At 66.8% G+C, this 24,118-nt stretch carries 20 protein-coding genes, 2 tRNA genes and 1 other RNA gene; 14 read left to right on the plus strand and 9 right to left on the minus strand.

The features are described 5' to 3' along the window. Positions 1 to 27: 27 nt before the first annotated feature. The gene (locus FK256_RS08700; protein ID WP_141424490.1) at positions 28 to 855 is read right to left on the minus strand and encodes a DUF4839 domain-containing protein; all 828 of its coding nucleotides are present in this window, start codon (positions 853 to 855) and stop codon (positions 28 to 30) included. Positions 856 to 1,256: 401 nt separating this feature from the next. Beyond that, complete coding sequence (locus FK256_RS08705; RefSeq protein ID WP_141424491.1) at positions 1,257 to 2,147, minus strand: hypothetical protein; 891 nt, start codon at positions 2,145 to 2,147, stop codon at positions 1,257 to 1,259. A 297-nt stretch (positions 2,148 to 2,444) separates the two neighbouring features. Between FK256_RS08705 and FK256_RS08710 the strand changes: the two genes are divergently transcribed. From FK256_RS08710 to FK256_RS08725, 4 genes are all read left to right on the plus strand, one after another. Beyond that, on the plus strand, positions 2,445 to 2,744 hold the full coding sequence (locus FK256_RS08710) for a hypothetical protein (RefSeq protein WP_009233120.1): 300 nt from the start codon (positions 2,445 to 2,447) through the stop codon (positions 2,742 to 2,744). A gap of 138 nt (positions 2,745 to 2,882) precedes the next feature. Continuing rightward, complete coding sequence (locus FK256_RS14425; RefSeq protein ID WP_211343553.1) at positions 2,883 to 3,542, plus strand: hypothetical protein; 660 nt, start codon at positions 2,883 to 2,885, stop codon at positions 3,540 to 3,542. 550 nt (positions 3,543 to 4,092) lie between these two features. Beyond that, positions 4,093 to 4,800: an MT-A70 family methyltransferase gene (locus tag FK256_RS08720; RefSeq protein WP_244936300.1), complete on the plus strand. Its 708-nt coding sequence runs from the start codon at positions 4,093 to 4,095 to the stop codon at positions 4,798 to 4,800. A gap of 12 nt (positions 4,801 to 4,812) precedes the next feature. Beyond that, positions 4,813 to 5,046 (plus strand): hypothetical protein, encoded by a 234-nt coding sequence (locus FK256_RS08725; protein WP_141424492.1) that lies wholly within the window; start codon positions 4,813 to 4,815, stop codon positions 5,044 to 5,046. Positions 5,047 to 5,301: 255 nt separating this feature from the next. Here FK256_RS08725 and FK256_RS14290 read toward each other — a convergent pair whose 3' ends face one another. Continuing rightward, positions 5,302 to 5,439 carry a hypothetical protein gene (locus FK256_RS14290; RefSeq protein ID WP_170197938.1) on the minus strand — a complete coding sequence of 46 codons (138 nt, stop codon included), beginning with the start codon at positions 5,437 to 5,439 and terminating at the stop codon, positions 5,302 to 5,304. A 315-nt stretch (positions 5,440 to 5,754) separates the two neighbouring features. On the opposite strand from FK256_RS14290, the gene FK256_RS08730 reads away from it, so the two are divergent. From FK256_RS08730 to FK256_RS08745, 5 genes are all read left to right on the plus strand, one after another. Further along, on the plus strand, positions 5,755 to 8,034 hold the full coding sequence (locus tag FK256_RS08730) for a type IV secretory system conjugative DNA transfer family protein (protein ID WP_244936302.1): 2,280 nt from the start codon (positions 5,755 to 5,757) through the stop codon (positions 8,032 to 8,034). 12 nt (positions 8,035 to 8,046) lie between these two features. Beyond that, positions 8,047 to 8,217, plus strand: a complete 171-nt coding sequence (locus FK256_RS14295) for a hypothetical protein (RefSeq protein ID WP_170197939.1) — start codon at positions 8,047 to 8,049, stop codon at positions 8,215 to 8,217. A gap of 58 nt (positions 8,218 to 8,275) precedes the next feature. Beyond that, positions 8,276 to 9,124 (plus strand): replication-relaxation family protein, encoded by an 849-nt coding sequence (locus FK256_RS08735; RefSeq protein WP_244936305.1) that lies wholly within the window; start codon positions 8,276 to 8,278, stop codon positions 9,122 to 9,124. A gap of 260 nt (positions 9,125 to 9,384) precedes the next feature. Beyond that, positions 9,385 to 10,092: a recombinase family protein gene (locus tag FK256_RS08740; RefSeq protein WP_244936306.1), complete on the plus strand. Its 708-nt coding sequence runs from the start codon at positions 9,385 to 9,387 to the stop codon at positions 10,090 to 10,092. Continuing rightward, positions 10,085 to 12,040 carry a recombinase family protein gene (locus tag FK256_RS08745; protein ID WP_141424493.1) on the plus strand — a complete coding sequence of 652 codons (1,956 nt, stop codon included), beginning with the start codon at positions 10,085 to 10,087 and terminating at the stop codon, positions 12,038 to 12,040. The genes FK256_RS08740 and FK256_RS08745 overlap by 8 nt, the downstream gene beginning before the upstream one ends. On the opposite strand, the gene FK256_RS08750 is transcribed toward FK256_RS08745, so the two are convergent. Together FK256_RS08750 and FK256_RS08755 are read right to left on the minus strand one after the other, a co-directional pair. Next, positions 12,003 to 12,087 (minus strand) — tRNA-Leu (locus tag FK256_RS08750). The two genes, FK256_RS08745 and FK256_RS08750, sit on opposite strands and share 38 nt — an antisense overlap. Before the next feature lie 34 nt (positions 12,088 to 12,121). Next, positions 12,122 to 12,213: transfer RNA gene (locus FK256_RS08755), tRNA-Ile, on the minus strand. Positions 12,214 to 12,409: 196 nt separating this feature from the next. On the opposite strand from FK256_RS08755, the gene FK256_RS08760 reads away from it, so the two are divergent. Next, on the plus strand, positions 12,410 to 13,300 hold the full coding sequence (locus tag FK256_RS08760; RefSeq protein WP_141424494.1) for a Nif3-like dinuclear metal center hexameric protein: 891 nt from the start codon (positions 12,410 to 12,412) through the stop codon (positions 13,298 to 13,300). Between the two features lie 57 nt (positions 13,301 to 13,357). Next, positions 13,358 to 14,092 (plus strand): zinc ribbon domain-containing protein, encoded by a 735-nt coding sequence (locus FK256_RS08765; RefSeq protein WP_141424495.1) that lies wholly within the window; start codon positions 13,358 to 13,360, stop codon positions 14,090 to 14,092. A gap of 70 nt (positions 14,093 to 14,162) precedes the next feature. Here FK256_RS08765 and FK256_RS08770 read toward each other — a convergent pair whose 3' ends face one another. Beyond that, complete coding sequence (locus FK256_RS08770; protein ID WP_141424496.1) at positions 14,163 to 14,972, minus strand: YaaA family protein; 810 nt, start codon at positions 14,970 to 14,972, stop codon at positions 14,163 to 14,165. A 94-nt stretch (positions 14,973 to 15,066) separates the two neighbouring features. Here FK256_RS08770 and rnpB point away from each other — a divergent pair. Beyond that, positions 15,067 to 15,455: RNase P RNA component class A (gene rnpB / locus FK256_RS08775), an RNA gene on the plus strand. Positions 15,456 to 15,564: 109 nt separating this feature from the next. On the opposite strand, the gene FK256_RS08780 is transcribed toward rnpB, so the two are convergent. The 3 genes from FK256_RS08780 to panB all read right to left on the minus strand — a co-directional run bounded on the left by FK256_RS08780 (position 15,565) and on the right by panB (position 18,924). Continuing rightward, positions 15,565 to 16,728: a hypothetical protein gene (locus FK256_RS08780; protein ID WP_039893922.1), complete on the minus strand. Its 1,164-nt coding sequence runs from the start codon at positions 16,726 to 16,728 to the stop codon at positions 15,565 to 15,567. A 165-nt stretch (positions 16,729 to 16,893) separates the two neighbouring features. After that, positions 16,894 to 17,799 carry a type I methionyl aminopeptidase gene (map, locus tag FK256_RS08785; RefSeq protein ID WP_039893926.1) on the minus strand — a complete coding sequence of 302 codons (906 nt, stop codon included), beginning with the start codon at positions 17,797 to 17,799 and terminating at the stop codon, positions 16,894 to 16,896. A gap of 282 nt (positions 17,800 to 18,081) precedes the next feature. Then, positions 18,082 to 18,924: a 3-methyl-2-oxobutanoate hydroxymethyltransferase gene (panB, locus tag FK256_RS08790; RefSeq protein WP_021606352.1), complete on the minus strand. Its 843-nt coding sequence runs from the start codon at positions 18,922 to 18,924 to the stop codon at positions 18,082 to 18,084. 189 nt (positions 18,925 to 19,113) lie between these two features. On the opposite strand from panB, the gene FK256_RS08795 reads away from it, so the two are divergent. Together FK256_RS08795 and FK256_RS08800 are read left to right on the plus strand one after the other, a co-directional pair. After that, complete coding sequence (locus tag FK256_RS08795) at positions 19,114 to 20,445, plus strand: glutamine synthetase family protein (protein WP_009233105.1); 1,332 nt, start codon at positions 19,114 to 19,116, stop codon at positions 20,443 to 20,445. A gap of 18 nt (positions 20,446 to 20,463) precedes the next feature. Beyond that, positions 20,464 to 24,087 carry a bifunctional [glutamine synthetase] adenylyltransferase/[glutamine synthetase]-adenylyl-L-tyrosine phosphorylase gene (locus FK256_RS08800; RefSeq protein ID WP_141424497.1) on the plus strand — a complete coding sequence of 1,208 codons (3,624 nt, stop codon included), beginning with the start codon at positions 20,464 to 20,466 and terminating at the stop codon, positions 24,085 to 24,087. The last annotated feature ends 31 nt before the right edge of the window (positions 24,088 to 24,118 follow it).

Genomic DNA, 24,118 nt, shown 5'->3' on the forward strand with positions numbered 1-24,118 from the left:
CACCGTCTTATTCTGACTGGATGAAAACTATCGCGCCGACGTGGCGATTGGTTCCAGATGAAGTAGTTGCTGGGTACTGTTGAAGTCGATGATCTTGGCGACAATGTGCAAGTTCTGGCCGGCGCTGATACTGTTTGGGATATTGTCGCCGGTGAGGTTAAGGTTATAATATGCGCAGTTTGCAAACTGGAAGCTCGGGCCGTAAACGGATGTGGTGCTGTAGTCGCCAGCGTAGATGAGGAAATCGAACCGATTCTTGTATCCGTTGTGGGAAGCCACGTTGGCTACGTTTCCGTCGAACTCGACAGTGTGTCCCTTGTATTTTGATACGAACTGCTCGACGGTGGCGTTATCGGGTTGTGGGCTCTCAATCAGAGCCCGGAACTCCTCGTTGTTCTCGACCGTGATGTTCTCGTTGCTTGCCGTGGGAGACGGAGAGGACTCCGGCTCCTGCGAAGGCTCGGGGCTCTGAGGTGCCGGGGAGCTGGGCGGTTGGTCGGGAGTGGGTGTTGATTGGGTAGTTTCCTTCCCCTTTTTGGGGAAGGTGTGGTAGCTGACAACCACCGGAGCGTCCACGGCGAAGGTGTCGCTCGTGGAGAAGGATGTTTTGCCGCCGATGGACACCTCCTCGACCTGGCCGTCCTCTGTGAGCCATCCGAGGATCAGGTCGTCAATCTCTCGTGTCGAGACGTTGGTGAACCCTGCCCCCTTGAACTGAGACACCATGTCCTGGTAGTTGCTGCTGCTCACCTCGGAAGACTCGACTGGGGCGTTGATCTTCTTGTTGGCGCCATCGCAAGCTGCAAGAGATACGGCCAAGATGCATGCGGCCATCAAAGCAACAATTTTTCTCATGGTAGTCCTTAGGGGCGACGTCGGCGGGGAGTCGACGTCAATTGTGCTGCCGGTCGGCAAATTTAGCCATCAGTTTATATGGCATTTTGGGGCCGACTTTGCGTGAGTTAATGATGCCATTACTTCTGTAGGAAAAGCAACTCTGATATTTCCACCTTTATTGTTAATTTTTTAATGCCTTCATGTAGGCGTTTTGGACGCAAGGTAGAATTTGTAGCCCTCTGCGTTTAGTGGGGCTGTGTGTCAAGCAAGAGTCGTGGCAGGCCGCTTGAGGTGATGACAGTGACTCCGACTTTGGTCGGAACCGCGTGTCGGATACTGTCGGATTGGATATGAAATATCTGCGAACTCACGTGAGTTCGCGGCATGTGATGTCGGAAATAGGTGACTCGCTGTCTGAACTATCGCGCATCCTGCACCGTGGTTGCTATGTCATTCCTGGCTACTTCCACCATCGCGATGGTGCGGTAGGTGGTCATGCGGGTGTGGAGGCCGGGGGTGAGCTGGCTGTGGTCTTGGTAGAAGACGGTGCGCATAGGGGCGTCCTGGCCGGTAATGGATATGGCCAGGACGGCGTCGTCTGGTTCGACGGCCTGGGTGTCGGGCAGGTCGAGGGCGAGGCGGTGGCGGCGCATGGTCAGCCCGTCACGTGAGACCTGGGGGCTGGCGATCTGCTCTAGATCAAGCGTGAGCTCTCGTGGGCTGTTGCTGGAGGGGTAGTGCCAGACCTGGATGAGGGGTGCCTTGGCGGGGAGGTCGCTGTTGGTCATCTGGTCGATGATGACCATCAGGCTGGTGCCGCTGCCGCCGAGCTGGATGCTGAGTGTCTCGGTGCCGAGTCGTCCGGCGACTTGGGCGAAGTAGACCAGGTCGCGGGCGAGGATCGGCATGCCGGCGTCGCTCCAGCGGCGGGCGGTGCGTTGGTCGCGCCAGTCCTGCTCGGGTGAGAGTGCTTCGGCGGTGAGCTGGAGGCGGTCAAGGACGGTGTCGGCCGGAGCGGACAGAGAAAGGGCGGCGGCTGCTTCGTTGCGGCCGCTGTGCTGGTAGCGGGCCAGTTCGCGCTGAAACAGCAAGAAGGCGTCGAGCAGGTCGTCGCCGCCGCAGACCTGCCGCAAGGTGGCGAAGGTGCTGAACTTCTGCACCGTCAGCTGCCCGTAGGCCTTGCGCAGGGCCAGCAGCTCGGTCAGGACCTGTTGCTCCAGTGCGGCGCGTTGCTCGGCCTCATCCGTGGTGTCACCTATGGGGAAGACGCCATGTGGCAGCGGGGTGACTGGCTCCGGGGGCGTGCTCATAGCCCCTATTCTCACCGACCGGTTTAGCACCGTGCTGCGTTGATGCAGCACGGTGCACTTTTCTGTCACGACACCACCAATGGCGGCGGGTTCTCCTAGATGTGCCAGATCAACCGGACACCTGCACCAAGGTCGCCCTTTGGGCGGCGCGGCAGGCCGATGGCGTGATCTGGGCGGCCACAGGGCCGCAACTGTCATTTCAGACGGTGGCAGCAGAACCGCTCCAAGGTGAGCGACTACCCAAGCCGTCGTCTTCTCTTCTCTCTTCCTTCCTCTCTCCTTGAAAGGACCTCTCTCATGGCTTCTACCAATCTCAGTCTCTTCTCGCCCCAGCGCACCCGGATGGGGGTGGTGCTGGGCAATGGTCAGGCCCGGGTGACCAGGCGGGAGATCGAGCAGGTCGCCGCCCAAGCAGAAGTAGCGGCCCAGGCCGAGCAGGCCCGGGCCTTCCTGACCTCCCAGGTCCTGACCAACATCGCCACGCTGGTCACCCAGGCCGAGGCCCAGACCCGCATCGCCCCCGGCGGTGCCCAGTTCTACGAAGCGATCATCACAGGGTATGCCCTGGGGGCTGGGCAGCGGATCGGGCAGCTGTAGGCGGCGGGGCCAGTACCGGAACGTCGTCAGTGCAGTGGCGAGCGCGCTGCCTCGCGCCTTCTTTTCCTTCTCCTCACGTTCTTCTCTTTGCTCGCTTCTCTTCTTCTCTCATCTCTTCTCATCTTCGGAGGTTTCATCATGACGGTCATAGTCGGGATCCTGGCTCTCATCGGTCTGGCGGTAGTGGGCGCAATCGGCTGGGCATTTGCCCAGGGGTTGCGCGATGGCCTGGCAACGTGGCGGGAAACGCCGCCTGGCAGGCTGAACGAGTCGGTGCCCGTGGGTGAGCCGCCGCTGTCGCTCTCTGGTTCGCTGCCGAGCAGCTACCAGGCCGGTCAGCTGGCCGGTGAGGTCGCAGCCAGCTGGCACTCCGCACACCAAGCGGCCAGAACAGCTGGAGCAGGCGCACCAGCCAGTTCATCTTGGGCAGCCGCCCTGGCCCTGGGCAGCGAGCTGAGCCAGCAGCGCCAAGAGGCAGGCCGAGCCATGCAGGCAGCCATGGCCCAGGTGCTACAGGACAACGAGCAGGCGGTACGGGAGGCATCGGCTGAGGCTGCCGGAGGAAGGCGCGACACCAGCAATGGCGGGAATGGTGCCAGCAGCGGTGACAACCGTGATGGTGCGTCTCCTGGAGCAGAGCCGGGCAGCGCGAACGGTGACGGCAACAGTGGTCAGTCGGCGGCTGGAACGGCCCGTCCCACCTGGCCGGCTCACTCGTCCTCGCGCCGCCCGCCGCGGCCGCGCCCCAGGCGGTGTACGCAGCAGCGACCGGTCCGGTCGGATGAGCGGCAGTCGTGAGCGTCTGGATTGAGCGAGCTCTGACGGTCTGCACTACCCGCCTGCCGGACTGAGTGCGCGGCAAGACAAGACGTCCACAGGTCGCCTTGGCTGGCTGGTCGCGTTGGCGGGGTCTGGAACGTGCGGAAGCCGTGAGCGTCTGGCTCCATTCCTCATCCACATCTCGCGTCATTTCGCCCGCTTGTTGCAAAAACTACAGCACCGACTTTCGTGGCCACTAAGTGGCGCGTGTGTCCATTTTGTTTCCTGGGGTGGCACCACAGAAACGGCTCAAAAGCGGCGCGTGTCGCGTCGCTTGGTAATAGTGAATCCGGGGGCCTTGCGTCGAATGAGTGTTCGTGGAATGTATGGGATAAGGGCAGCCGGCTGTCGAAGTGTGAAATAGCTGGTAGCTGGCTCGCCCGGAGCAAATAGCACGTATGAAAGAAAAAGGAGGGACATCATGCAGCAGACGAAACAGACAAGACGAGCGTGCACTGGGGGAGCGGCGGCCAGGCAGGTGGATGCAGCAGTGAGACCAGGCACTGGCGTGCCGCGACCTGGCGGCGCTATGAGCGATGGGCCTGGCTCAGCTGGTCGGAGTGACTCTGGGGGCGCTGGCTCATCGCCCACCATCCCTGGCCTGCCTTCTGGTGGTTTTGCCACCATCCTGGTCGATCCGCCTTGGCCGGCTCAGAGCGGTGAGAAGCACTACCGGACGATGAGCCTGGCGCGGATCAAGGCACTGCCGGTGAGGCGTCTGGCGGCCCGTGATGCCCATCTGTGGCTGTGGACGACCAATGCCTTGCTGCTGAAGGCGTATGAGGTGGCTGAGGCCTGGGGCTTTACGGTGCGTAGCCCGCTGACCTGGGTGAAGTTCCGCCTTGGCCTGGGTGGTCGCTACCAGCTGCGCAACGCCACCGAGCAGCTGCTGTTCTGCACCCGGGGGAGAGCACCCTTGGGCTCGCGCTCCCAGCCGACCTGGTTCAACGCCCCCGTCACGGAGCACTCGCGCAAGCCGGCTGAGCAGTTCGCCATTATCGAGCGGGTCAGCCCTGGGCCGTACCTGGAGCTGTTTGCCCGCCGTCGGCCAGAGTCGAGCCAGCCCTGGGCGGTGTGGGGCGACCAAGTGGACTCTGATATCCGCGTCCCCGGCTTTGCCGTGCCGCGGTATAGCAAGCGGACGCGTGAGGCGGAAGTGATGCCGCAGAGGACGCAGGCAGACGACGCTGTCGGTGGTGGCACTGGCGGCGGTAACGGTGAGGAGGTAACGCGATGAGTCGGCCGTGGCGTGACAAGTACCCAATTTGCAGTCTTCGAGGAGATGGTGATGATGAGCGATTCGAGGCATTCGCTTGCTGGCAGTCTGCTGCGATGCGGCGTCGGCCTGCTCCTGATCGCGATGGGGCTGAGGTGGATCGTCGTCATCGTGCAAAGCAGCTGGCCCTGGCTCGTCGGGCTGCTCGTCGTGAGCGCCGTCGCCTGGCTGGCAGTGCGCTGGTGGTGGAGCCGACGGGAGTGGTGAGGGAGCCCGGCAGAAGCGAGCGGCAGACGGATAGGCGTCGTCAGCTAGGCCAGGCTGAGCAGTGCCCGAGTTGGCCAGTGGACGACAAGACGCAGCGGACACGTTCCTGTCGGCGTCGCAGTCCTCACTCCGCTAGCGGTGACCAGGGCGAACACCTTCCCACCAGGAGGCAGCCATGATGGCCCTCTACCGCGGTGGTCGGCCTGGTTCGTCGCGGCGGGTGTGGCTGGTGCCGGTGCGGCGAAGCGGCATGGATCACCGGGCGGTGGCGCGGATCGTGCTGGCTCTGGCGCGGCAGATGGCGGCAGAGGCGGATGAGGCTGTGGAGTCGGCAACGGTTAACGGGGCGGTGTCCTCAGGTGCGGGGGCTTGCTCGATGCGTGAGCCTGGCACCAGCGATGTGTCGGCTACCGGGAGTGATGCTGCGGCTCCGTGGGCTGGCGCTCATAGCGGCCAGAGTGCTCGTGGTGTCTCCTCGGTGGGGCGCTGCGCTGCGAATGAGCCCCTGTCGGCATTGCCCGGGAGTGGCTCGGCAGGTCGGTGTGCTCACCAGCGTCATGATGGTGCTCGCTACTTGGCTCATGGCGGCCTTTCCGCCGCTTCCCACGTCTTGCCGGATCGAGCTGGTACGGCCAAGACCGACGAGGATGCTGCTCCGTCCTCTACGCCGGGAGGCACCCCGTGATGGCCCCCTCTACTCATCCCCTGGTGTGGCATCAACTCCGCTTTGCTCTGCCGCTCGCCCAGGACGCGGCGGTGGGTTTGGTGGAGCGGCTCCTGGCGGATGGTTCGCTGGGTCGGGTGGTGCTGGAGCTGCGCGCCTCAAGCGGTCACGCAGTCTGGGCGGTGGGCTCGCGGGCTGGTGAGCGGCTGATCTCGGTGGTGCGTGAGCTGGTGCCGGGCTGCCGGGTGTCTCGTGGCTTCTCGCGGCGGGCGGTGAACCAAGCGGTGGCGGTGTCAGCCCGGCCAATCGGGGCGGGACTGGCGGCGGAGCGGCTGGTGGCGGTGGTGCGGGCTGTCTTGGCGGCGCTTGCGGTGACGGCTGAGGGTGAGGAGTTGGTGGTTCAGTTGCAGCTGGGGCGGCGCTTTAGCCCGGAGGTGTGTGGGCGGGTGGAGCCGCAGGGCTGGCTGGAGCTGCTCGGCCTCGTGCCGATTCCGTCTCTTAGTGGTGAGCGGGGTCGGCGGATGCGGGCGCAGGTGGGGCGGCATCGAGCAGCGGCGAGTCTGCGTCTGGGGGTGCGGGCGGCCTCGCCGCTGCGTCAGCGGGTGCTGCTGCAGGGGCTGTTGGGGGCGCTGCGCCTATTGGAGGGGCCGGGGGTGCGGCTGCGCGCCCGCACAGAGCACCCCGCCAAGCTCGATGCGGTGCGGCGGCCGTGGCGGTCGGGGTTGGAGCTTGGTGCAGGAGAGATTGTGGCGATGGCGGGCTGGCCGGTAGGTGAGGGGGCGTTGCCGCTGCTGGGCAGTGGGCACCCGCGCCTGGTGGCTCCGCCGCCGGAGGTGGGGTCCGGGTCGTCCCAGCGCGTGGTCGGTGCCAGTGCGGTGCCGGGCGAGGCCGGGCTGGTGCGCCTGCCGATTGCCGACGCTGTCTACCACACGCATCTGTTGGGGCCGACTGGTGTGGGTAAGTCGACGGTGCTGCTGTCGTTGGCGCTGGCTGATGCGGCCGAGGGCCGGGGCCTGCTCCTGCTCGACCCCAAGGGGGATCTGGCGACGGACTTCGTAGCGCGCCTGCCTCAGGAGCGGGCGGGTGACGTGGTGGTGCTGGATCCGACTAATCCCTGCCCGGTGGGGTTTAACCCGCTGGCTGGGCCGCCGGAGCTGGCGGTGGTGACGGCGGAGGCGGTGCTGGGGGTGCTGGCCGAGCTGTTTCGCGACAGCTGGGGCATCCGCACCACCGATGTGCTCTCCGCCGCGCTGCTGACGCTAGCGCGTATCCCGCAGGCGACGCTGGTGTGGCTGGTGCCGCTGCTGACCAACCCAGCCTTCCGACACCGAGTACTGGCACTCGCTCCGTCTGATCCTTTGGGGACGGATGTCTTTTGGCAGGGGTATGAGGCCAAGCCGGTGCGGACCCAGGCGGTGGAGGTCGCCCCGGTGCTCAACAAGCTGCGCCAGCTGATGCTGCGCCCAGGACTGCGGGCGATGCTGGGCCAGGCCCAGCCCCGCTTCGGGCTGGTGGATCTGCTGGAACGGCGACGCATCGTGGTGGTCAACCTCAACCAAGGCCTGCTCGGAGCCGGGGCGGCCCGCTTGCTAGGGACCCTGCTGATCTCGCAGCTGTGGCAGCACCTGCTAGCACGCCAGGCCCAACCAGCCCAGCGGCGGCAGATCGTCAGCGTGTATATCGATGAGGTCCAGGCCTTCCTAGCGGGGCTGCCGGGCAGCCTGGCCGACGCCCTGGCCCAGGCCCGGTCACTGGGCGCAGCCTTCCACCTGGCACACCAGTACCGGGGCCAGCTCAGTGCCGAGATGATGCAGGCGGTGGAGACCAACACACGCTCCAAGGTGTACTTCGCCTTGTCGGCGACCGACGCGGCTGCAGCAGCCCGGCTGGCTCCGGAGCTGGAGGCGGCCGACTTCCAGCTGCTGGCCCAGTACCAGGCCTACGCCACCGTCATGCACCAGGGACGCCGCTCGGGCTGGTTCTCCCTGGCTACTCGGCCTGCCCCACCAGCGGTGCGCGACCCAGCCCTGCTCTACGCCGCCAGCCACGCCCGCTACGGCATCCCAGCCGAGCAGACCGAAGCCGAGCTCATCGCCCTGACCAGCGGCACCGCACCCAACACCGTCAACGATGCTGAGTGTGCCAACTCGGCGGCGGCGCTGACGGACGACACCAACAACACCACAGCAGATGTCACTGGTGACGGGGCGGTTGAGTCAATGCCTGGCGTGCCGGATGAGTCTGGCCCAGACGGCACTAGTAACGGAGCTGAGCCTGGGCCGGGGCGGCTCCGCCCCGCTATTGGCCGCAGGAGGCGACCATGAGACGGCCGGTACATGAGTACACGATCTGGCACCACTACAAGCGAAGCACGTGCGGTGCTGGTGGCGCGGTGGGCCTGCGAAGCACTGGGTGGGGGCGTCGTCTCGGTGGACGTGTCGGTCGACGCACCGCTGCACTCACGGCTCACGGCAAGCGGCGACACCAAGCCCTTTCTCGGCGATTAGTGGCGGTGACTGACCCCACCTGGTGTGGTCACGTCTGGCCCGGCGGAGGCGGCCAGCGATGAACCGGTCACCCACCATTGCAGTGGCCCGGTTCTCATCGCTGGTGCCTGCGCCGATCCATCCGATGCAGGCGCACCTGCTCGCCCTGGTGGCGGCCCACCGCTTCGCCACCACCACGCAGCTCGCCAGGCTCACCGCACTGGAGTATGCGTCGTCGGCCTCGGCTCTGCGCCAGACCCAGCGCCACCTGGCCAGCCTGGCTCAGCAGCGCCTCCTGACGAGCCTGGAGCGCCGGGTCGGCGGCTGGCAGGGCGGCTCAGCCGTGACCATCTGGGCCGCGACGACTCGGGGTCACCGGCGTGTGGCAGCAGATGAGGGAGAGGAGGTGGCGCGGCGGCAGCGGCCCCGTGAGGTGTCGACCACCTTCCTGGATCATTTGCTGGCGATAACCGAGGTGCGCACCAGTATCGAGGAGGCCGTCCGCCAGGAGGCGGACACCGAGGCGGCGGTGGCCTTGGAGCCGGAGTGCTGGCGCTCTGCGCTCAGCCCCAGTGGCCAGGTGCAGGTGCTGCGCCCCGACCTGGCGGTGACCATTACCAGCCCGGCCTATGAGGATCGCTATCTCGTTGAGGTCGACCGGGCTACCGAGAACCCCGGCCGCGTCATCGCCACCTGCTGGCGCTACCAGGAACACCAAGCCCAGGCCAGCGACGGTGACGTCTTCCCCCTGGTGGTCTGGCTGGTCCCCACCGACCGCAGACGCCACCGCCTGGAGCGGGCCATCGCCCACAGCACCGGCCTGCTGCGCGACCTCTTCCGCGTCATCCGCCTCGACCAGCTGCCCACCCTGATCCACGGCGGCCCCGCCGCCATCCCCACCCCACAGGCCACCAACCAGGTGGGCTGACACACCAAAAGGAGGCATATCCCTCCGAAAAATACACTAAGTAACAGCCTGCCATTTCTAGGGCGACATGCCAAGGACATTGAGGTGAGTACTGCGCACAGCAGACAACCACCAAACCGCGATCCGTGCGGAAACTCGCGGATTGCCGCCAGAGGTCAAGTGAAAACTGGACTGGACTTTTCCGCCCATCTGAGCGTCAATAGAAAGAGGAGAAACACTAAACCAGTGAAATAGCAATATATGACGAGAGGAGGACACCGATGACAACACAAACCAGAACGAACGCACAGGAGCAGCACCCGGCCGTGCTTGACGGTGTGCCAGCCACCGCACTGGACAGCCAGGCGGGTACTGGGCCGATCGCCATCTTCTACGGCGCGGCCCGCTACTCCTTCGAGCTGGCCCGGCAACGGGAGCTGGTAGAGGACTACGCCGACGCAACCGGCCTCAACCTGGTCACCGAGTTCCACGACCGACAGCAGCGCCAGGACGGCCTGAGCATGCTGCTCGATGCCTGCAAGCGCGGTGGAGTGGAGTACGTCATCACGGCGGGCTGGCCCACCCCCAACCTCACCACCACCGAAGCAGACGTGGTAACCGAGCAGCTCGCACAAGCCGGCACCCACCTGGTCTGCCTCAATACCTGGCAGCCCGGCGACGGCACCCCACCAACCTGGTGGAACGACGAAGAAGGCGCGTGGATGCGCCAGCTCGATGAGCTGAGAAGCCAGGACCGCAGACAGCGCGAGCAGACCAGAGAGCATAGCCAGCCTGGCGAAACCGGCGAGAGCGATCAGGTTGGGGAATCCGGCCAGCCCAGTGGCGTCAACCAGGCCGGTGAAGCAGGCGATGGCACAGATGCCCGCGAAACAAACGAAATCGGTGCGGACAGCCAGGTCAACCAGGGCAGTCGAACCGGCAACGCCAGTGAACACACCGAACCCAGCAAGGAGGTGCACCATGCCTGACGCACTCGCTCCCGATCCCTTCACCGCCATGGCCGCCCAGCTCACGCCCAAACGGGCCGTCTCCTACATCCGTGTCTCTACCCGCGAGCAGGCCCAGCGTGGTGGTAGTGAGGAGGGCTTCTCCCTCCCCGCTCAGCGTGAGGCGAATAAGCGCAAGGCTCAGTCCATGGGCGCGCTGGTGGTTAAGGAGTTCGCCGACCGCGGTGAGTCCGCCCGCTCCGCTAACCGGCCTGAGCTGCAGAAGATGCTGGCGTATCTTAAGGAAGATGGTGGGATTGACTACGTCATCGTCCACAAGCTAGATCGGTTAGCTCGGAACCGGGCGGATGATGTGGAGATTAACCGGGCCTTCGAGGAGGCGGGTGTGCGGCTGGTGTCGACGAGTGAAAACATCGACCAGACGCCTGGCGGGATGTTACTGCACGGCATTATGAGTAGTATTGCTGAGTTCTACTCCCGGAACCTCGCCAACGAGGTCATCAAGGGGATGGGCGAGAAAGCCAGGAACGGCGGGACGCTGGGCAAGGCACCGCTGGGGTATGTGAATGTACGAGGGCGGGATGAGCATGGGAGAGAGGTTCGGACGGTTGAGCTGGATGAGGAGCGGGCTCCCCTGCTTCGCCTGGCTTTTTCCGAGTATGCGACGGGTCAGTGGACGGTTGGTCAGCTAGCCAAGCACGTGGCAGGGTTAGGGCTGGATGTGCCGGCGACGCCGAGTCGGCCAGCCCGGCCCATTACCAAGGGGCGGTTGCATACGTTATTGCGGCATCCGTACTACAAGGGTGTGGTGCAGTTCCAGGGTGTGGAGTACCCGGGCAAGCACGAGCCGCTGGTGGATGAGGAGACGTGGCAGGCGGTGCAGGCTGTGCTGGGCTCCCATCGCAGTGGCGAGCGGGAGCGGATGCATAACCACTTCCTGAAGAGCACGGTGGTGTGTGGGCAGTGTGGTAGTCGGCTGCTGGTGCAGAACACGAAGAATGGCAAGGGGGTGCTATACCCCTACTTCATCTGTGCCAGGCGGCAGCGGCTGCATGACTGCTCCTTTAAGGCGGTGCTCATTGAAGTGGTGGAGGCGCAGATGCAGGAGGTGTATCGGCGGCTGTATGTCAGTGAGGCGGATCGCCAGGAGATTGAGCGATATCTGCTGGCGGAGCTGGCACGGATTGAGGGAGAGAAGGATCGGAGCGTCCGGTCGCTGACGGTGCGGCGGACGAATCTGGAGGATGAGCGGCGCAGGCTGCTGCAGGCTCACTACGGTGGAGCGGTGCCGCTGGAGCTGCTCAAGGAGGAGCAGGAGCGGCTGGGGCGAGAGCTGGCGGGGATTCAGCGTCAGCTTGATGCGTACCAGGCGGATGCCAAGCTGGTGTGGGCGCATGTGGAGCAGGCGCTGGATCTGCTGGAGGACTGCTACCGGCTGTATATGGCGGCGCCGGATCACCTAAGGAAGCAGCTGAACCAGGTGTTCTTCGAGCGGGTGCTGGTCAACCCGGCGGTGGATGAAGACGGCCGGGTCATCCTGCCTGGTGAAGGTGGTGATGACGGGGCTGGCGGAGAGTTGCAGGATGCGGACGATGGTGTGAGGGGCGCTGATGACGAACCTGATGGACAGCGTGGCAGTGATGGGTGGGAACGCGGTGAGTGTGAGGCAGACGATGCTGCTAGTGACGAGCCAACAGGTCGAGCCGATGAGGCGCCCTGCTCTGTCCGCGTGGCGGACACCGGTAGCGATGTCTGCCTGGAAGCGCGGCTCAACCGGCCGTTCGACCAGCTGGCCAGCGCACGACTCCGGGCTGTGGCACGGATTGCTGCCCTACGAAAATCGCCCACCTCGATGGGAGGTGGGCGACGGTCCTCGGCTGAGACGGCCACTGGGGCTGTTTCTCAGGGTGAGGGTTTGTATAGCGATGCTGTGGTGCCCCCGGCGGGACTCGAACCCGCACGCCCGTAGGCAGCGACTTTTAAGGTCGCGGTGTCTACCGATTCCACCACGGGGGCGAAGTGTCCTGATGTTTGAGTATTGGGCACACGGTACCCCCACTGGGATTCGAACCCAGGACCTTGTGCTTATCAGGCACGACACGAGGTATAAGCTCGCTGCTCTAACCGCTGAGCTATGGGGGCGCGGCCGTGACGCCGATGGCGTCGAGGAGGGCCGGCGCTGCCAGCACCGGAGGTCCCGACTGCGCGGAAGTAGGCTACCCCAGATGAGGACCGCTCCGGTCGTTTTCTTGGCTGTGTTTCACCAGGTGGCCGCTCCGGGCCGCGTCGATGTCAGCGGGTCACAGGTAATTCTCGGCCTAGCCGCTAGCCTGGTTGCATGAGCCACACGCCTGCACCCACATCTTCTAACGCCGCACGGCGCAATCCGGACGGCTCCCTGAGCGTCGGAGACATCGTCGGCCTCGTGGAGGCTGCCGCACCCCCTGTTCTGGCCGCCTTGTGGGACTCCAACGGACTCATCTGCGGCGATCCCTCCGATCCGGTGCGCAGCATCCTCCTGGCCGTCGACCCTGTGACAGCCGTCGTCGATGAGGCCATCGACTCCGGCGTCGACATGGTCATCACCCACCACCCGCTTTACCTGCGCGGAACCGAGCACGTTGCGGCCACCGATCCCAAGGGCCGTTCGGTCCACAGGCTCATTCGCGCAGGCATCGCCCTCCTCAACGCCCATACCAGCCTCGACGCTGCCCACGGGGGAGTGGCCGAGGCCCTCGCCGATCGCGTGGGCCTGACCTCCACCGTCCCCCTCGAGCCCGACCCCGCCTTCCCGGACCAGGGCATCGGCCGAATCGGCGTGCTTCCGCAGCCCGTCGCACTGCGCCGGCTCGCTGCCGACGTCGCCGCAGTCCTTCCCGACTCGGCTCCCGGCCTCCTCGTGGGCGGAGATCTCGACGCCGTCGTCGAGCGCATCGCCGTATCCGGAGGGGCAGGCGACTCGCTCCTGCAACGCGCCAGGGAGGCTGGGGCCGATGTCTTCATCACCGCCGATCTGCGACACCATCCCACTTCCGAGCACCTGGAGGGAGGCCGCCCCTACCTGCTGTGCGGAACGCACTGGGCCACCGAGTGGGTGGGTCTGGAGCCCCTCGCCCGCCGGCTCGAGGAGGGAGCCCGTTCTCAGGGATCATCACTGATCGCCCGGGTCTCCCGCATTGTCACGGATCCTTGGGCGCTGCGCCTGTCTACCGGAACTGATCAGGCGTGAGAGGATCGTGAAAGGATTCGTCACACCGACCTGTCCCCTCCCGAAGGAGCCTCAGCCGTGACAAGCGCCCCGATCGCCCAGCAGCGCCTTCTCATCGACCTCCAGGACATCGACTCCCGCCTGGCGAGGCTGCGTCACGAGCGCAAGCACCTTCCTGTCCTCGGCCGCATCGAATCGGTTATCGAGCGCCTCAAGACGAACAAGCGCGAGGCCATCCAGGCCGATGTCGCTCTCAGCGAGGCCAAGACGCGGGTTACCCGCAGCGAGGACGAGGTAGGCCAGGTGGTCCGCCGCGCTGAGGTGCTGCGCGAACGTCTCCACTCCGGCAACAGCGCGGCCCGCGACCTGTCGGCCATCCAGGGGGAGATTGACCAGCTCGGGCAGCGCCAGTCGGCTCTGGAGGAGGCTCAGATCGCGGCGATGGAGGCGCTGGATTCCGCCCGCGAGGAGTCGGAGCGTCTCAAGCAGGAGGAATCCGACATCCGCGTCGCCGGGCGTGAACTCACCGCCAAGCGCGATGCCGAATTCGCTCGACTCGACCAGGAGATCGACTCCCTGGAGAAGCAGCGGGCAGACCTGGCAGGAACCGTTGAGGCGGCGCTCCTGAGCGACTATGAGGCGGTCCGCGCCTCCACCGGCGGCCTCGGCGCGGTGGCCCTGCGGGGACGCGCCGTTGAGGGTGGCGCCGTCGAGATCAGCCCTCAGGAACTGGCGCGCATCGTCACCGCTCCGCAGGACCAGGTCATCCACGCCGAGGAGAACGACGTCATCGTCGTACGAATGGATATCTGAACCCCGACATGTCCCCGGACAGGGCCCTCAGGCATGCTGAGTCGGTGCCGAGCGATCGGTTCCATCACCATCAGCGAGTCACGACGGTGAGGACCCGCCGGCCCTGTCGGTCCGGCTCGGACACCTCGACATCATGAACGCGGTCCAGTTGGCCGGCGACGCCCGCGACGTCGTCGGCTTGCGCTTGCGCGGGCAAGGACTGGGCGCACACGGCTTTGAGAAGCTCTCCGGTGAGCAGTCCCCGAGCCTGCTTGGCCATGTGGGAGACGACCTTGCGGCAGCCGTCATCGTCAACTCGTACCACGCGCACCGTCATGACCTCGATGCTGTCACGGACAGACGGTCTCCAAGCGGCCGCGTAGTCGGCCGAGCGGCAGTCGACCACCAGCCCGTGCGCAGCCATGCCGGTGAGCGACGGCGCAAGGTGCCGCTTCCAGAAGGATGACAGTCGCCCCGGCCCCGGAAGGGATGTTCCCATGGACAGACGGTGGTTCGGCACCGAATCGGCGGGGGACAGGACTCCCCACAGGCCCGAGAAGATGACGCAGTGGCGCTCCAGGGCTCTACGTCCGGCCGTATTCCTGGCGATCGAGTCGAGCCCGGCGGCCTCGTAGAGCACCCCGGTGAATAGCTGATAGGCGGGAGCGCACGGCGATGCCTCCAGCGACAGGTTCGCTTCCGCCAGCTCTGCGCTACGAGGTCCCAGACCCAGAACAGAGGGGCTATCCGGGCGCCGGCTCACCTCGGCCAGCGCCGACATCACCTCGCGGCGCGGTGGGGTCAATCGCTCGGCATCCAGGAGCGAGCCGAGTTCCAGTGACGGGCCACTGGCCGGAGCGGTCTTTCCCTCGGACGGAGGCAGCAGGATCAGCACCCGCACATGATAGGCCGTGACGTGGTCGCCAGCGGATCAAGGCCTCGCGACGTACTCGAGCCTCGATAGGGCACTATGCCGCTATGCTGATTCCTGCGGACGAGCCGACCGGGCGGCCGCGGTACCTTGGTCGCCGTAATGGCGGTCAGGGGCTGAGGAACGTCCGGGCTCCACAGAGCAGGGCGGTGGCTAACGGCCACCCGGGGTGACCCGCGGGACAGTGCCACAGAGAGCAGACCGCCCGTCGATTCCGGCGGGTAAGGGTGAAAGGGTGGGGTAAGAGCCCACCAGCGCGACGGGTGACCGCCGCGGCTCGGTAAACCCCGCCCGGAGCAAGACCGCACAGCTGGCGCCTGAAGGCTGCTCGCCCGAGTCAGCGGGTAGGTCGCATGAGGCCATTGGTGACAATGGTCCAAGATGAATGGTCGCCACCGTCAGGCCGGTAACGGCCGGCGGCAACAGAACCCGGCGTACAGGTCGGCTCGTCCCCCTTCTCTTCAATCGGGCCGAATGATCTGGGAACACAACTGGGGCGGGGGCCGTAAGCAGTGCTTACGGCCCCCGCCTCTGATGATGTGATCTGGCAATCTGCGGCTGCTCACTGAGCCTTCACATACACCTCATCGCCGCCGTATCCCAGTGAGACGACGAAGACGCCATTGCCGTCGTTCTGAGTGGAGGAGTCTGCGATGAAGACAAGGTATCCCGAGGCCGTTCCGCCGTCTCGCGGCATGGACTGATTCTCCAGTGCCCCCTTGTCAAGGATGTAGCTCTTCTCTTCGGAAGTCGTTCCGTTGTAGGAGTAGTCGATATTAAGGTCGAAGCTACTCAGCTGGCCATCGCCGTGATAGGTGATGTCAACGGGGACTCGCATATACGACTGGCCGGCAGGAGGCTCCTCGTAGGAAGCATACTTGTCGCCGTTCTTCATCGTGTTCGCCGAGAGGTTCCACTCGACGGGCTTGAAGGTGATCTCAACAGTGGCACTGGGGTCGGTGCTCGTCTTGCCGGCCTTGACCTCGATTGGCCCGGAGGACGGGTCGATGGGGTCGTCCTTGGTTCCGGGGCCCTTTCCTGAAGAGGAGCCGTCGGAGCCGCCCGACGTCTTAGTTGTTTTGTTGCCCTTCTTACTTCCTGAGTTGTTGGACTTGCCGTTCTTTGACTGGGAGGTCGATGTGCCCCCCGCCTTGTTGTCGCCTCCGTTGTCGGAGCCGCTCATGGCCCACACGATGCCGCTCACGGCCAACACGACCACGAGCACCGCGGCGCCGGTCCAGAACCACCACTGCTGGGTGACCGGCTTGGAGCCTCCGGGAGCGCCCGGCCCGCCGATGCCACCGGGCTGCCAACCGCCCACCGGAGGCTGTGAGCCGCCCAGAACACCCTGGCTCTGGAACGGCGTGGGGGACTGGGCGTAGTCCATGTTGGCCGCGTACGGGCTGGCGCCGGCCGTCTGGGCGGCGTAGTCGCCCGAAGGGGCAGAGGCGGACATGCCGGTCGGATCGGCGACCGAAGCGTTGGTACCCACCGGAGCCGTCGGGGCGGTCGAGACTGCCTGGGTCGGTGCCCACGCCGGGTCGGCCTCTGTGGCCGCGCCCGCAGCCGAAGCAGCTGAGCCGCTGGAAGCGACGGAGTCGTCCACCCAGATCTGCCAGCCTTCAGGTGCCGGGCCCCAGGCGGGGTCGGGCTGCCAGCCTGCAGGCGGCTCGAAGCCCTCTGGCGGTGCGGGCCAGTTCGGTGGTGGATTGAAGCGCAAAGCCATGTGAACCTCCGGAAGGGGAAATGGGCGGAACTCGATGCGCGGCGCCTGAAACGGGACCGACACGTCCACTGTCCACGGACGATACGTCGTCACATCGTCGTCAGGCAACGTCAACAGGCGCTGATGAAAGCGAACGGGGAGTTCTCCCCGGCGCCTCGAGCAGGGTCAGGGGAGGGTGAGGACCTCAGCGCCATCTTCGGTGACCACCAGCGTATGCTCGAACTGCGCGGTACGGGAGCGATCCTTGGTGACCACCGTCCAGCCGTCGTCCCACTGCTCCCACTCGATGCCGCCGAGTGTGAGCATCGGCTCGATGGTGAACACCATGCCCGTCTCGATGACATCGTCATGCAGGGGAGCGGCGTCGTAGTGGGGAATGATGAGACCGGAGTGGAATGCCTCGCCGACACCGTGCCCGGTGTAGTCACGCACCACGCCGTAGCTGAAGCGCTTGGCGTAGGCCTCGATGACCCGCCCGATGACGTTGACCTCGCGTCCCGGCTTGACAGCTCTGATGCCCCGCTCCATCGCGGTGCGGGTGCGCTCGATGAGAAGTGCTGTCTCGGGGTCGACCTCGCCGACGGCGTAGGTCGCGTTCGTGTCACCATGGACCCCTCCGATATAAGCGGTGACATCGAGGTTGACGAGGTCGCCCTCGTTCAAGCGGGTCGAGTCGGGGATACCGTGGCAGATGACCTCGTTGATCGAGGTGCAGATCGACTTGGGGAATCCCATGTATCCCAGGCAGGAGGGGTAGGCGCCGTGATCGCACAGGTACTCGTGCGCGATCTGGTCGAGCTCATCGGTCGTCACTCCCGGGACGATCGCCTTGGCGGCCTCGGCCAGGGCGCGGGCGGCCAGTCGGCTCGCCACCCGGATCCGCTCGATCGTCTCGGCGTCCTTGATCTCGGAGGCCGTGACGCGCTCGGGACCATCGTGGAACATGTACTCGGGCCTTTCGATGGAGGCCGGAACATGCCGCTGCGGACCGAGCGTCCCTGGGGCGAGCGTGCCGCGTGGCGCACGGTCGGCCAAAGAGGCCGAGGACGCCGAGGAAGCTGGATGACTCATGAGGTCAGCATAGGAGCAGGCGTCCACTTCGCGGGACTCCCCCTTCGACCAGAGCCTCTAGGATCTCCACCATCGCGCTATGGGTATTGTCACTTTCGTCTCATCTTCGTGCTATCAGGGGCGGGAGGCCATGAGCCCGTCTGACGCGCTGGATCGACCGCGTCACCGGCGGTCTGCTCATCGGGTTCGGAGCGAAGCTCGCCTTGGATGCCCGGCACTGAGCCCCAGGTGCTGAGAACCGGACCGCGACTGGCTCGCTGCAGGCGTCCGGGCGCGAGTCGGTCAAGAGGAGAACCAGTGCTTCTCAGTCGGGAAGGACGCCTCGCGCACCGCGGCGCCGTAGTCGGCGGCCGCCTGATGCAGCGCCTGGCCGACCTGGCCGAACTGGTGGGCGAAGCGCGGTGACCACTCCGTCATCCCAGCCATGTCCGTCCATACGAGTACCTGGCCGTCACAGCGCGCGCCCGCGCCGATACCGATCGTGGGGATCGTGAGCGACTCGGTGACGCGCGCGGCTAGCGGCTCGGGCACCATCTCCAGCACGAGGGCGATCGCCCCCGCGTCGGCCAGCGCCTGAGCGTCGGCCAGCAGCTCCTCTGCGGCTTCGCCGCGCCCCTGGACCCGGAAGCCCCCGAGCATGTTGACGCTCTGCGGAGTGAATCCCAGGTGCCCCACCACCGGGATGCCCGCCTGGGTCAGGGCGCGCACACTTGCCGCCCGGGGCCTGCCACCCTCGAGTTTGACGGCGTTGGCCCCCGCCTTCATGAGCCGCACCGCGCTGGCCAGCGCCTGCTCGGGGCCGGTCTCGTAGGTGCCGAAGGGCAGATCTGCAACCACGAGCGCACGTGTGGTCGCCCGGGCGACCGAGCGGGTGGCCACGACCATCTCGTCCAGCTCCACCGGCAGCGTCGATTCGTGTCCGAGCATGACGTTGCCGATCGAGTCGCCCACCAGCAGCAGATCGGTGCCAGCGGCGTCCAGAATCCGGGCGGTCACGGCGTCGTAGGCCGTGAGCATGACGAGCCTGACACCGTCACTCTTGGCGGCGGCGAGGTGATGAACGCGCACGGGCTTGCCACCTCCGACGGCGACGGAGGAGCTGTAAGGGGACTCGGGTGTAGCCATGGGCCCGAGGCTACCCGAGGGCTGCCCGAGGCCGAGAGGCGGACCGGTGCGATCCCTTCACCAGAGGCGATCTTCGAAACCTGCCTGACGCACCCACGCACTAGGCTGGTAGCGGCAAGAACGTCTCAGGCGGATGTGCGGCCGGCAGCGCCGTCGATCCGCGGCTCCACCCCACGCTGAGGAGGCACCATGGACAAGCAGCAGGAGTACGTGCTCCGAGCCATCGAGGAACGCGACATCAGCTTCATCCGCCTGTGGTTCACCGATGTGTCCGGACAGCTCAAGTCGGTGGCGATCGCGCCGGCCGAGGTCGAGAGCGCCTTCGAGGAGGGCATCGGCTTCGACGGGTCGGCGATCGAGGGCCTGACCCGCGTCTTCGAGTCCGACATGCTCCTCGCCCCCGATCCCTCCACCTTCCAGATGCTCCCGTGGCGAGACGGAGCCAACGGGGTGGCCCGCATGTTCTGCGACGTCCTGACTCCCGACGGCGAGCCCGCCCGCACCGACCCTCGCTCCGTGCTCGAACGCCAGCTCGCCCGCGTCGCCGAGGCCGGCTTCACCTGCTACATCCACCCGGAGATCGAGTTCTACCTGGTCAACCGCGACGCCGATGGGCGCATCCGACCCACCGACGACGCCGGCTACTTCGACCACGTGCCCGGCGGCACCGCCCATGATTTCCGCCGCCACGCCATCCTCATGCTCGAACAGATGGGGATCTCGGTGCAGTTCTCCCATCATGAGGGCGGCCCCGGCCAGAACGAGATCGACCTGCGCTTCGCCGACGCCCTGTCCATGGCGGACAACATCATGACCTTCCGCGCCGTCGTCGAGGAGGTCGCCCTGGAGGAGGGCTGCTTGGCCACCTTCATGCCCAAGCCCTTCCCCGACGAGTTCGGTTCGGGCATGCACACGCACTTCTCCCTGTTCGAGGGCGACCGCAACGCCTTCTTCGACCCCTCCGGCCAGTACCAGCTCTCCGCCACCGGACGCTCCTTCATCGCCGGACTGCTGCACCACGCCTCGGAGATCACGGCCGTCACCAACCAGCACGTCAACTCCTATAAGCGCCTGTGGGGCGGGGACGAGGCCCCCAGCTACGTGTGCTGGGGGCACAACAACCGCTCCGCTCTGGTGCGCGTGCCCATGCACAAGCCCGGCAAGGCCCAGTCCGCGCGCGTGGAGTACCGCGGCATCGACTCCTCGGCCAACCCCTACCTGGCCTATGCGGTCATCCTGGCGGCCGGGCTCAAGGGCATCGAGGAGGGCTATGAGCTTCCCCCCGAGGCCGAGGACGACGTGTGGGCCCTGTCCGAGATGGAGCGCAAGGCGCTGGGAATCCACGCTCTGCCCACCTCGCTCAAGAGCGCGGTAGCGGCCATGGAGCAGTCCGACCTGGTGGCCGACACCTTCGGCGAGGACACCTTCGAGTTCTTCCTGCGCAACAAGCGCCGCGAATACCGGGCCTACGACGCCCAGGTTACCGACTTCGAGCTCAGCCAGTTCTTCCCCCGTGCCTGAGCGGAGCAGGAGGCAGCCGTGAGAGACCAGACCGGGCAGCGGCCACCGGTGGGCGCGCCCTCACGGCACAGCTCCTCGCCCAGGACACTGCTCCTGCGGGCCGGCTTCCAGAACGCCACCCGTGCCGGGGCGCTCCTGGACGACCCCGCGTTGGTCGCCCTCCTTCCGACAGCCGACGCCGACCGCCCCGGCAGGGGGCGCATTCGCCCTTCAGCGGACTCCGTCCGGCGTCCGGGGGGCCGCCCCGGAGACATGGAGTTCGGACCGGGTCGCGAGGATCTCATCGAGGCCCTGGCGCTCACCGCGGACCCCGATCTGGCTCTTCTCAACCTCGTCCGTCTCGCCGAGGCCTCGGCCGCCGCGGAGACCCGCCTCAGAGCCTGCGAGCTGGGTGCCGAGCCCGGGTGCACGCGGACGCCGGCCGCCCTCCTGCACGGGCTGCTCACCGCAGCCGACAAGGACACCGTCCCGAGCGCGGGGGGTGATGACTCTGCTGAACTGCACGAGTTCCGGCGTCGTCTCCTCGCCGTCCTCGGCGCCTCCCAGGCCCTGGGCGACGTCCTGGTGGCACACCCCGACCGGGTGACCGCGCTCGCCCCGACCAGGGCCTGGGCCGCTCCCGGCGAGCCGAGCGCGCGTGAGGCGCTGCGGCGCGCGGTCCAGGACTCCCTGGATGGGGCGACGGCACCCGAGGGCGGCAGCGGTAGCGCGGACCCGGCGGGCCGGGGGACTGGCGTGGATTGCGCGACCGCGGCACTGCGACGCGCCTACCGGGACCGGCTCATGGCGATCGTCGCCGACGACCTGACCAGCCCGGACCCGATCGAACAGGTTCCCACCGTCTGCCGACGCATGGCGGAGCTCGCCGACGCTGCCTTGGACGCGGCCCTGCTCATCGCCCGCGCCGCCGTCGGCCCGCAAGCAGACGACGTGGCCCTGGCCGTGATCGCCATGGGCAAGACCGGGGCGCGCGAGCTCAACTACATCTCCGACGTCGACGTCGTCTACGTCGTCGGCCCGGCCCAGGAGTCTCGCAAGACGGAAGAACCGCCCGGCGAGGAGCACCTCGTCGACGTCGGCACCCGCCTGGCCACCGAGCTCGCCCACGTCGTCTCCGCTACCGCGCCCGAGCCTCCCCTGTGGCCCCTGGACACGGCGCTGCGCCCAGAGGGCAAGGACGGCGCACTTGTGCGCACCCTCGACTCCCACCTGACCTACTACCGGCGATGGGCCGCCTCCTGGGAGTTCCAGGCCCTGCTTAAAGCGAGGGCCTGCGCTGGGGACAGGGAGCTCGGCACCCGTTACGAGCAGGGAGTGGCGCCCTTCGTGTGGGAGGCCAGCCGGCGGGAGAACTTCGTCGAGGACGCCCGCGCCATGCGTCGCCGGGTCGAGAAGGAGTCCGTGCCGCGCGGCGGTGCGGACCGACGCATCAAGCTGGGACCCGGCGGCCTGCGGGACGTGGAGTTCACCGTCCAGCTCCTTCAACTCGTCCACGGCCGCTCCGATGAGAGCCTGCGCGTGCGCGGCACCCTGGAGGCACTCGACGCGCTCAGCGCGGGCGGCTACGTCAGCCGAGCCGACGCTGCGGCCCTGAGCAGCTGCTACAAGGCCCTACGGCTCCTGGAGCACCGCAGCCAGCTCTTCCGCCTGCGCCGCACCCACAACCTGCCGAGCAAGGAGGAGAACCTGCGCCGCATCGAGCGCGGCGTCAGCAACTGCCTGGGCCGGGGCGACAGCCTGTGGGAGGACTTCAAGGACCTGCGCCGACGCGTACGCTCCCTTCACCAGGAGATCTACTATCGCCCCCTGCTGAGCTTCGCAGCCGCCCTGAGCGCTGACGAGATGGCTCTGAGCCCCCGGGCGGCGCGCGAGCGGCTCGCCGCCGTCGGCTACACGGACCCCGACGGGGCGCTGCGACATATCCAGGCTCTCACCGAGGGCGTCAGCCGCAGGGCGGCCATCCAGCGTCAGCTCCTGCCGGTCATCATCGGCTGGATCGGCGAAGGCGCCGACCCCGACTTCGGCCTGCTGTCCTTCCGTCGCCTGTCGGAGGCCATCGGGGGATCGCACTGGTATCTGGCCATGCTGCGGGACTCGCCGGTGGCCGCGCGCAGACTGTGCCAGGTGCTCTCAGGCGCCCACTGGGCCACCGAGCGCCTCGCAGAGTTCCCCGAGTCCATTGCCTGGCTCGACGACGACGCCGAGCTCGAGCCCCGCCGCCCCGGCGCCCTGGCGGAGGAAGTCGCCGCCGTCCTGCGCCGACGCAGCCTCAGCGGGCCGGACGACACTGCGCTCGCTGAACAGGCGCTTGAGGCGGTCCAGGCGATTGTGAGGGTGCGAGCCCGCGAGGAGGTACGAGCCTCACTGGCCGATTGCCTCGACGGCATCGATCCCGAGCGCACCGCCTCCATCCTCACCGACGCCACCGACGCGGTCCTCGGCGGGGCGCTGACGGTCGCCACCGGCCTGGTCATCGCCCAGCGGGACGGTGTCGAGGCCGTTGCCGGCGGTTTCGGGGCCGACGGATGCTGGGAGGCCGCTCTCGCCCGCCACGCCGTCGTCGCCATGGGACGCCTCGGAGGCCGTGAGATCGGATACGCCTCCGACGCCGACGTCCTGTTCGTTCACGAGGCCCGCGACGGGGCGGACGATGCGGCGGCCGCTCAGGAGGCGGAGGCCGTCGCCAAGCAGGTCGTGGGGCTTCTCGCCTCTGCGCGCCCCCACCCCCTCGAGGTGGACTCCGATCTGCGGCCCGAAGGCCGACAGGGCGTGATGAGTCGTTCACTGGCCGCCTACGGTGAGTACTACGGGCGCTGGGCGGCTCTGTGGGAGAGGCAGGCGCTACTGCGCGCCCGGGCCTGCGCCGGAGACCGCGAGCTAGGCGGGCGCTTCGAAGAGCTCATCAACCCGTTGCGCTGGGCCGAGGGAGGACTGAGCACCCAGGATTTGCGGGAGATCCGAAGGATCAAGGCCCGAGTGGAGACCGAGCGCCTGCCGAGGGGCATCAACCCGGTACGTCATCTCAAGCTCGGACCCGGAGGGCTCAGCGACGTGGAATGGAGCGCCCAGGTGCTCCAGCTCGCCCATGCCGGGCAGATCACCGGGCTGCGGACTACGTCGACCATTGCGGCGCTGCAGGCCGCGGTTCAAGGCGGGCTGCTGAGCGCCGACGACGGGGGAGTGCTGGTCGCGGCCTGGATCCTGGCCAGCCGCCTGCGCTGCGCGATCGTGCTGGGAACCGGGCGCGCCTCCGGACCCCGCTCCCAGGTCCTCCCTGTGCAGATCCGTGAGATCCGTTTGGTGGGTCGCCTCATCGGCCTGGGCAGCGGCAGGGAGCGCGAGCTTGAGGACATCTACCGTCGCAGTGCCCGCCATACCCGGACCGTCGCCGAGCGCATCGTCTTCGCCGACGGCGGTGGCGTCCAGGAGTCGCCCTCCTCCGCGTCATCACCATCGACCAGCGCATCGGCGGCTCGCGATCAGGCCCCGAGCTCGGTGCCGGGCCGCTCAGCGGCCCCGGTCGGGAAGACTCGCAAACGGCCCCGCCGAGACGCAGGCACGACAGGCACCATGCGATCTCGGGGAACCGGCCGTAATCGCGCAACCAGACGACGTCCGGAGGGTCCCTATCCCTGGAGCTGATCGAGACGGAGGAAGACCGGACCGTCTGATG

Source organism: Actinomyces johnsonii (assembly GCF_006546835.1).
Taxonomy (GTDB): Bacteria; Actinomycetota; Actinomycetes; order Actinomycetales; family Actinomycetaceae; genus Actinomyces; species Actinomyces johnsonii.

Excerpts from the sequence above, each read along its gene's own strand:
- FK256_RS08760 (WP_141424494.1), top strand. The coding sequence starts at position 12,410 with ATGAGCCACACGCCTGCACCCACATCTTCTAACGCCGCACGGCGCAAT.
- FK256_RS08735 (WP_244936305.1), top strand. The coding sequence starts at position 8,276 with ATGAACCGGTCACCCACCATTGCAGTGGCCCGGTTCTCATCGCTGGTG.
- FK256_RS08705 (WP_141424491.1), bottom strand. The coding sequence starts at position 2,147 with ATGAGCACGCCCCCGGAGCCAGTCACCCCGCTGCCACATGGCGTCTTC.
- FK256_RS08710 (WP_009233120.1), top strand. The coding sequence starts at position 2,445 with ATGGCTTCTACCAATCTCAGTCTCTTCTCGCCCCAGCGCACCCGGATG.
- FK256_RS08745 (WP_141424493.1), top strand. The coding sequence starts at position 10,085 with ATGCCTGACGCACTCGCTCCCGATCCCTTCACCGCCATGGCCGCCCAG.
- FK256_RS14295 (WP_170197939.1), top strand. The coding sequence starts at position 8,047 with ATGAGTACACGATCTGGCACCACTACAAGCGAAGCACGTGCGGTGCTG.
- FK256_RS08740 (WP_244936306.1), top strand. The coding sequence starts at position 9,385 with ATGACAACACAAACCAGAACGAACGCACAGGAGCAGCACCCGGCCGTG.
- map (WP_039893926.1), bottom strand. The coding sequence starts at position 17,799 with ATGAGTCATCCAGCTTCCTCGGCGTCCTCGGCCTCTTTGGCCGACCGT.
- FK256_RS08795 (WP_009233105.1), top strand. The coding sequence starts at position 19,114 with ATGGACAAGCAGCAGGAGTACGTGCTCCGAGCCATCGAGGAACGCGAC.
- FK256_RS08780 (WP_039893922.1), bottom strand. The coding sequence starts at position 16,728 with ATGGCTTTGCGCTTCAATCCACCACCGAACTGGCCCGCACCGCCAGAG.
- FK256_RS14425 (WP_211343553.1), top strand. The coding sequence starts at position 2,883 with ATGACGGTCATAGTCGGGATCCTGGCTCTCATCGGTCTGGCGGTAGTG.
- FK256_RS08700 (WP_141424490.1), bottom strand. The coding sequence starts at position 855 with ATGAGAAAAATTGTTGCTTTGATGGCCGCATGCATCTTGGCCGTATCT.
- panB (WP_021606352.1), bottom strand. The coding sequence starts at position 18,924 with ATGGCTACACCCGAGTCCCCTTACAGCTCCTCCGTCGCCGTCGGAGGT.
- FK256_RS08720 (WP_244936300.1), top strand. The coding sequence starts at position 4,093 with ATGAGCGATGGGCCTGGCTCAGCTGGTCGGAGTGACTCTGGGGGCGCT.